A 7,792-nucleotide genomic window follows, 5' to 3' on the forward strand; every position below is an offset into this window, starting at 1 on the left:
TCCCATGAACGGACGAACGGACTCGACCACCCCTTCGAGTAAGCGCTTGCCCATCGGTCGTCCGCGCCGGATCGCCACCGTGCTCACGGCCGCCGCCTGCCTGGGCGCCGTGACCGCCGTCCCGGCCCAGGCCGCCGCGACCGGCGGCAGCGTGCGCTTCTCGGACCGGTTGCAGCCGATCGACGGGTTCGGGATCTCCATCGCGTTCCAGCGGGCCACCCTGATCCGCGGCGCGCGCGGCCTGTCGCCCGAGAAGGGCCGCGAGGTGATGGACCTGCTGCTCAGCAAGGACAAGGGCGCGGGCCTGTCCATCATCCGGCTGGGCATCGGCTCCTCCGCCGACGACGTGTACGACCACATGAAGTCGATCCAGCCCGAGGACCCCGGAGGCCCGGACGCGCCGCCCAAGTACGTGTGGGACGGCGACGACGGCGGGCAGGTCTGGTTCGCCAAGGAGGCCAAGAAGTACGGCGTGACGCGGTTCTACGCCAACGCCTGGAGCGCCCCCGCCTACATGAAGACCAACGGCGACGACGCCAACGGCGGCTACCTGTGCGGCCTGTCCGGGACGGACTGCGAGAGCGGCGACTGGCGCAAGGCGTACGCGAAGTACCTCGTCAAGTTCGCCGAGTTCTACAAGAAGGAAGGCATCCGCATCAGCGACCTCGCCTTCACCAACGAGCCCGACTACACGGCGAGCTACGCGTCCATGCTCTTCACCCCCGCCCAGGCGGTCGAGTTCACCAAGATCCTCGGCCCGGTCGCCCGCAAGGCGGGGCTCGGCGTCATCTGCTGCGAGCACACCGGGTGGATGGGGCAGCTCGACTACACCCGCGCCATCGAAGCCGACCCCGAGGCGCGCCGGTACATCACCACCTACACCGGCCACCGCTATTCCAGCAGCGCCGACCAGCCGCAGCCCACCCGCAAGCACACCTGGATGTCGGAGTGGAACCCCGACGGCGCCACCTGGAACGAGAACTGGGACGACGGCAGCGGCTCTGACGGCATGACCATCGCCGAGGACATCCACCACACCCTGACCACCGGCAGCGCCAACGGCTACCTCTACTGGCTCGGCGCCTCGCTCGGCGCGACCCGCGCGTTCATCCAGATCGCCGACCCCGGCGACTCCTACCGGGTGTCCAAGCGGCTGTGGGCGATGGCCGCCTACAGCCGGTTCATCCGCCCGGGCGCGCACCGGGTGCGGGCGACCGCCGCCGACCCGGACGTGAAGATCTCCGCGTTCCGCAACGCCGACGGCTCGCGCGTCGTGGAGATCCTCAACACCGGCGCCGCCACCCGCGCCGACCTGGCCCTCGACCAGGCCGTACGGCGCCCCGCCGCCTACGTCACCGACTCCGAGCGCTCGCTCGCCCGCGCCGACGTCGCCGCCGCCAAGGGCAAGCGCCTGTCGGTCGACCTGGCCCCGCGGTCCCTCACCACCGTGGTGATCCGATGACCGGCGCCCGCAAGGCCAGGGTCGCGATCGTCGGGACGGGCGGCATCGCGCGGATCTGCCACCTGCCCGCGCTGCGCGCCGAACGCGCCCGCGCCGAGGTCGTCGCGGCGATGGACGTCGACGCCGCCCGCGTGGAGGCGTTCTGCGCCGAGCACGAGATCCCCGCCGCCTACACCGACCTGGACCGGATGCTCGAGGAGGCCCGCCCCGACCTGGTGCACGTGTGCACCCCGCCCGCCGCGCACGCCGCGCAGGTCGTCGCCTGCCTGAACGCCGGCGCGTGGGTGCTGTGCGAGAAGCCGCCGTGCCTGTCGCTGGCCGAATACGACACGATCACGGCGGCCGAGGGGGCGGACGGCCCGTACGCGGCCGTCGTCTTCCAGCACCGGTTCGGGTCGGGGGCGCGGCGGCTCGGCCGGCTCATCGACGCCGGCGCGCTGGGCCGCCCCCTCGTCGCCCAGTGCGTCACCGCCTGGTACCGCGACCAGGACTACTTCGACGTCCCGTGGCGCGGCCGGTGGGCCACCGAGGGCGGCGGCCCCACGCTCGGCCACGGCGTCCACCAGATGGACCTCATGCTGGCGCTGCTCGGCGAGTGGGCGGAGGTGCGCGCCATGGCCGGACGCCTCGACCGCCGCGTCGAGACCGAGGACGTCTCCCTGGCTACGGTGCGGTTCGAATCGGGCGCCATGGCGACCGTGCTGAACAGCGTCCTGTCGCCCCGCGAGGAGAGCTACCTCCGCTTCGACTTCACCGACGCCACCGTCGAACTGCGCCACCTGTACGGGTACGGCGACGGCGACTGGGTCTACACCCCGGCCCCGCACGTGTCCGAAGAGACCGCCGCGGCGTGGACGGCCCCGCAAGCCGAAGTCCCCAGCTCCCACCTGGCGCAGCTCAGCGCGCTGCTCGACTGCGTCGAACGCGGCGAACGCCCGCCGACCAGCGGCCGCGGCGGACGGCAGGCGCTGGAACTCGTCACCGGCATCTACAAGTCGGCGTTCACCGGACGGCCCGTCGCGCGCGCCGAACTCACCCCCGACGACCCCTTCTACCACCACCTGCACGGCGGCGCCCCGGGCTGGGCGCCCCCGACCCGGGCAGTGGAGGCGGTGTCGTGAGACTGGAGCACACAGCCGACGCGCTCCGCGTCCTCGCCGGGGACGTGGAAATCCTCCGCTACGTCCACACCCCGCACATGGACCCGTTCGAAGGTCCGAAGCCCTACATGCACCCGGTGCGCACCCTCGCCGGGGACGTGGTCACCGCGTACCGCCCCCACGACCACCGCTGGCACAAGGGCATCCAGATGACCGCGTCCCACGTGTCGGGGGAGAACTTCTGGGGCGGCGGCACCTACGTCCGCGGCAAGGGCTACGTGGACCTGCCCAACGTCGGCACCATGCGGCACGAAGAGTTCACCGAGCTCGCCTGCGGCGACGGCCGCGTGCTCGTCGCCGAACGCCTCACCTGGCACACCCAGGCCGGCGAGCACTGGATCGACGAGAACCGCGCCTTCACCGTCCACGGCGTGGCCGACGGCGCGTGGACGCTGACCTTCACCACCTCGCTGCGCAACGTCCGCGACGAGCCCCTCGTCTTCGGCAGCCCCACCACCAACGGACGGGAACTGGCCGGGTACACCGGGCTGTTCTGGCGCGGCCCCCGCTCGTTCACCGGCGGCGACATCATCGCGCCCGACGGCCGAGGCGGCGAGGAGATGATGGGGCGGCCCGCCCCGTGGCTGGCCTTCGTCGGCCGGCACGACGAGGTCGACCGCGCCTCCACGCTGCTGTTCGTCGACCCGCCGGGCGCGCGCACCCGCTGGTTCGTGCGGTCCGAGCCGTTCGCCGCCGTCAACCCGTCCTTCGCCTTCTTCGACGAGCTCGTCCTCGAGCCGGGAGACACCCTGGACCTGGCGCACCGCGTCGTGGTCGCCGACACTGCCTGGGAACGCGACCGCATCGAGGCGCACGCGAAGGAACAGACATGGTGAGCACCTTCCCCGGCGGCGTCGGAGTGTCCGGGCTGCGCGTCTACGACTGGCCCACGGCGGACGGGCTGTGCGGCGGCTCCCCGCACGTCCACCTGACCTGCGCCGAGGCCTACGTGGTGGTCGGCGGCGCCGGACGCGTCCAGACACTGAACCGCAAGGGGTTCGCCGAGACGCCGCTGACCCCCGGCACCGTCGTGTGGTTCACGCCCGGCACCGTCCACCGCGCGGTCAACGACGGCGACCTGCGCATCGTCGTCGTCATGCAGAACAGCGGGCTGCCCGAGGCGGGCGACGCGGTGTTCACGTTCCCGCCCGACGTGCTGGCCGACCCGTCCGCCTACGAGAAGGCCGCCGCGCTCGCCGACGGCGCCCACGTGCACGCCGCGAACGAGGAGTCGGCCCGGCGCCGCCGCGACCTGGCCATCGAGGGCTTCCTCGACCTGCGCCGCCGCGTCGAGTCCGGGGACGCGTCCGCCATGGACGACTTCTACGCCGCCGCCGTGCGCCTCAAGTCCGACCGGTTCGACGAGTGGGAGCGGCGCTGGCGCGCGGGCGCCCTCGCGGCCGCCGAACGCACAGGGGAGCACTTGGCCGCCCTGCGCAAGGGGGACATCACGCACCTGCGCGACGCCGAACTGCACCACCGCGAAGCCCCGGCCCCCGCCGACCGCCGTCTCGGCATGTGCGGTCGCCTGGACGTGTACGACCTCACGTGACCGAAGCTTTCGCCCCCCGCCCCGTGGCCGCCGGAAGGTCCGTCCGGCCCCGCCTTCCGGCGGCCACGATCTTCCCCCGCACGGCTCAGGCCCGACCGGTTCGACGCGGCGGCGCCGGCGTTCGGCCGCCTCGGCGGCCGCCGAACGCACGGGGGAGGAGCGCTTGGCCGCGCATGACCTGACCTGAGCCTTCTTTCACCCCAGGCCCCGTGGTCGCCGGAAGGTCCATCCGGCCCCGCCTTCCGGCGACCACGGCCCCCCCTCCGCACCCTCTCCGGAAGGCGACGCACGCCAAGTCCGTCGGACACCGAGGACGAGGTCACCTGGGAAAGCGGCATCGGCGGCAAGGTGTCCGCGCCCGCCCGTGCCTCCGCCGCCTCAGCCCCCGAAAACCTTCGAACGCCCGCGCTCCGACCGCGGCATGGCTCGCCCGAGCACCTGATCCAGACGGGCACCGAGGGCCCAGCCACGCATCTCCTCCCAGGTCAGGCGCTCCGCACCGGGTTTTGCTTCCGCCTTGACTTATATAAGTCGCGACTGAAATTATCGCGGCGTGCACGCGTTCGACGTCCTCGGCGATCCGGTCCGGCGGCGGATCCTGGAACTGCTGGCCGACGGTGAGCACAGTTCGGGCGAGCTCACCGCCGTGATCCAGCGCGAGTTCGGGATCTCCCAGCCCGCCGTGTCCCAGCACCTGCGGGTGCTGCGTGACAACGGGTTCGCCAGGGTACGAGCCCAGGGCACCCGGCGGCTCTACTCCGTCGAACCGGGCCCGCTGCAGGAGATCGACGACTGGCTGGAGCGCTTCCGCGGCTTCTGGAGCCAACGCCTGGACGCCCTCGCCACGGAACTGGCCCGCGGCAAGCGCGAGCGCCGCACGGCAGACGAGACAAAGGACACCTGATGGACTTCGTGGACCAGATCAACCGAGCACACCGCGAACTGCTCAACGGCGAGCGCAAGGTCATCACGATGCGTCGCCGCTACGACGCGGACGTCGAGGACGTGTGGGACGCCTGCACGAACGCCGAGCGGCTGAGCCGCTGGTTCCTGCCCGTCACCGGGGACCTGCGCGAGGGAGGCACCTACCAGCTCCAGGGCAACGCCGGCGGCGAGATCCTGCAGTGCGAGCCGCCCCGCCTGCTCAAGGTCAGCTGGCTGTTCGGCCCGAACCCCGGCTTCTCCGAGGTCGAGGTCCGCCTGTCGAGCGAGGGCGACGGCACCCTGCTGGAGCTGCGCCACACGGCCGACGTGCCGCCGGACATGTGGGGCACGTACGGGCCCGGCGCCGTCGGCGTCGGCTGGGACCTCACCCTTCTGGGCCTGGCCCTGCACCTGACGGGCGCGGCCAAGCCCGACGAGAACACCTTCCACCTGACCGACGAGGGACGGCGCAGCATCATCGCGAGCAGCGAGGCATGGGGACGCGCCTACGAGGCCGCCGGTGGCGACCCCAAGGAGGTCGCCACCGCCGTCGCCAACACCACCAACTTCTACGCCCCCGAAGAGAACCCGTCGTGACCCCTGGAAGCACCATCCGCGTCGTCCCGGCGGCGCGAAGGAGGCCGTGACGTGCTGCGTCTCCCTGTGCTACGCCCCCAAGGCACCGGATGTCACCCGCTTGGGACCCGGGGAAACCGATCCGAAAGCCCTGCTCAAGCACGTCCGGTCCACACCGGCGAGCCGGGAGCACAGGTGCGGCGACAGCGACCGGCGGCACACACCCGCGTGCACCGGCCGTGACACCGAAGAAGAGAACGACCTGCTGTCCGCGGCGCTCACCGAGGGCGACCGCCTTCGTCGAGCCGGTCGGTTCCCGCGGCGTCCGGATCGGTCCGACCCGGTCGGCGATGCGGTTCGACCTCGCGTGACGGCCCCCTGCCCGATCGCCGGCAGCCGGGGCGACGTCTTGCTTCGACGTCACCATCGAGCAAGGCGTCGCCCCGACCGGGCACCGCATGCGACCGGTGGCGTCGGGACCGACGCACTTCGACGCCGTCACCTGCCGACCTGGCGGTTCCGCTGCTCACCGGCACCGTCGGGGGATCGTGCCAGAGCACCAAGATGGCCCCCGGCCCCATCTCACCCCCGCCCGTCAACCGTCTTGGACATGACCGGGTACCCGCGCGCCACATGGCGACTGGCAACTGCGACGCGGCGGTCGTCCGCCGGCGCGTCCTGCGTCATCCGCGCCTGGCGTCGCGCATGCCAGGCGCGAGGGGCCATGGCGGGCCGGCCGACCCTGGGGCGCCTCATGGCGCCGCCAACTCGGCCCACACGACCTTCCCGCCGCCTTGCGCCGGGTACCAGCCCCACTTCTCGCAGTAGGCGCCGACGATGAACAGCCCTCGGCCGCCCTCGGAGACGAAGTCGGGGAGCTGCTCGTCCGGGGGATCGTCGCACCGGTCCCACACCTCGACGAGCAGGCGGCCGGGGGAGTGCGACAGGCGCAGCCGGACGACGCCCGCCGCCACGAGCTTGGCGTACGGCACCGACTGCGGTCGGAGGGCGTAGTCCTGGTAGGCCGCCGCGTCCAGCAGGCCCGTGGCCTTCACGGCATTGGTGACCAGTTCCGTGACGACCAGCGCGGCATCGGCCGCCACGGCGCGGACCCGCCATTCATTCAAGATCGCCTCAGTGTGCCGCCGGGCCCAGTACGGCGCGTTCGGCAGCGCGATCAGCGTGACTTGCCTTTGGTGCGGCCACATGCTCATCGGTGTCATTCCCTGCGCGCGGGATCGTTGATCGCAGGGCTGACATCTGACCCGGGAGTCCGGGGGGACACTCGTCGCCATGTCGGCCCTTCTTGTCCGAGCGGCCGGTCATCCCCGCAGCCGCCGGCCGCCGCTGCGGTGTTCCTGGGAGGCGGGGAGGACAAGCCTGTGATCGCGTCGGGACGACGGTCCAGCCGACCTGGAAGTGATCATTAGGCGACGCGTCTGATCGCTATGCGCATCTCGTATAAGCGATCCACACCGGGTTCGACTAGATGTTTAAACTGTGTGTAATGGATCGAGTGCGAAGGGTGGTCGATGCAGGTGAACGGGCGAGCTCCTGTCCGCTTTTGTCGCGCTTGCGGCGGCCGATTGGCCCGCGACAACTCCGGCGGGCGGTGTGCGCCCTGCCAGGCCAGGGCCCGCGACCGTTTCCACGCCCCGCCCGAGGTGCCGCCGGACTTCTGGCAGGCCGAGCCGCTCCGCAAGGCGCTGGAGGACTGGCACATCGGCCACGCCATCCGCGCTTACAGGCATCACCCGTTTCACGGGCACAAGCCGCTGTCCCAAGAACTCGTCGGGCACTGGCTGGGAATGACGCAGACGCAACTCAGCCGTATTGAAAGCGGCCCGCCCGTCACCGATCTCGATCGGCTCATCCCCTGGGCCAGAACCCTCCGTATTCCGCCCGACCTGCTGTGGTTCAAGCTCCCGGAGAACCGAGACCAGAAGATCATCGGGGTGAAGCGCCCTCCCCAGGAGCGGGATGCCGCGGGTACCGTGGATCACGGTCCCACTCCCGACTTCGGGGAGAACGATGTGAGACGCCGCGTCGCACTCCAACTGTTCACCTATCTGGGCCTAGGAGCGGGCGCCCTGGGCGCCGAGTCGATGCGCCGCCTGG

8 protein-coding genes are annotated in these 7,792 nt (G+C 71.6%); 7 read left to right on the forward strand and 1 reads right to left on the reverse strand.

What is annotated here, in order from left to right:
* The first annotated feature begins 46 nt into the window (after nucleotides 1–46).
* From AR3_RS22250 to AR3_RS22275, 6 genes are all read left to right on the forward strand, one after another.
* Nucleotides 47–1,462: a glycoside hydrolase family 30 protein gene (locus AR3_RS22250; RefSeq protein ID WP_227023045.1), complete on the forward strand. Its 1,416-nt coding sequence runs from the start codon at nucleotides 47–49 to the stop codon at nucleotides 1,460–1,462.
* Nucleotides 1,459–2,583 (forward strand): Gfo/Idh/MocA family protein, encoded by a 1,125-nt coding sequence (locus tag AR3_RS22255; RefSeq protein ID WP_067916490.1) that lies wholly within the window; start codon nucleotides 1,459–1,461, stop codon nucleotides 2,581–2,583. Before AR3_RS22250 ends, AR3_RS22255 begins: the two co-directional genes overlap by 4 nt.
* On the forward strand, nucleotides 2,580–3,458 hold the full coding sequence (locus AR3_RS22260; RefSeq protein WP_067916491.1) for a DUF6807 domain-containing protein: 879 nt from the start codon (nucleotides 2,580–2,582) through the stop codon (nucleotides 3,456–3,458). The genes AR3_RS22255 and AR3_RS22260 overlap by 4 nt, the downstream gene beginning before the upstream one ends.
* Nucleotides 3,452–4,174: a cupin domain-containing protein gene (locus tag AR3_RS22265; protein WP_106258417.1), complete on the forward strand. Its 723-nt coding sequence runs from the start codon at nucleotides 3,452–3,454 to the stop codon at nucleotides 4,172–4,174. The genes AR3_RS22260 and AR3_RS22265 overlap by 7 nt, the downstream gene beginning before the upstream one ends.
* A 553-nt stretch (nucleotides 4,175–4,727) precedes the next feature.
* Nucleotides 4,728–5,078: an ArsR/SmtB family transcription factor gene (locus AR3_RS22270; RefSeq protein ID WP_067916492.1), complete on the forward strand. Its 351-nt coding sequence runs from the start codon at nucleotides 4,728–4,730 to the stop codon at nucleotides 5,076–5,078.
* Nucleotides 5,078–5,695, forward strand: a complete 618-nt coding sequence (locus tag AR3_RS22275; protein WP_067916493.1) for an SRPBCC family protein — start codon at nucleotides 5,078–5,080, stop codon at nucleotides 5,693–5,695. The genes AR3_RS22270 and AR3_RS22275 overlap by 1 nt, the downstream gene beginning before the upstream one ends.
* A 731-nt stretch (nucleotides 5,696–6,426) precedes the next feature.
* On the opposite strand, the gene AR3_RS22280 is transcribed toward AR3_RS22275, so the two are convergent.
* On the reverse strand, nucleotides 6,427–6,888 hold the full coding sequence (locus tag AR3_RS22280; RefSeq protein WP_067916494.1) for an ATP-binding protein: 462 nt from the start codon (nucleotides 6,886–6,888) through the stop codon (nucleotides 6,427–6,429).
* Between the two features lie 372 nt (nucleotides 6,889–7,260).
* On the opposite strand from AR3_RS22280, the gene AR3_RS22285 reads away from it, so the two are divergent.
* A partial coding sequence (locus AR3_RS22285) for a helix-turn-helix domain-containing protein (protein ID WP_217998698.1) occupies nucleotides 7,261–7,792 on the forward strand: 532 nt, incomplete at its 3' end.

Source organism: Actinomadura rubrobrunea NBRC 15275 (genome assembly GCF_001552235.1).
GTDB classification, from domain to species: Bacteria; Actinomycetota; Actinomycetes; order Streptosporangiales; family Streptosporangiaceae; genus Spirillospora; species Spirillospora viridilutea.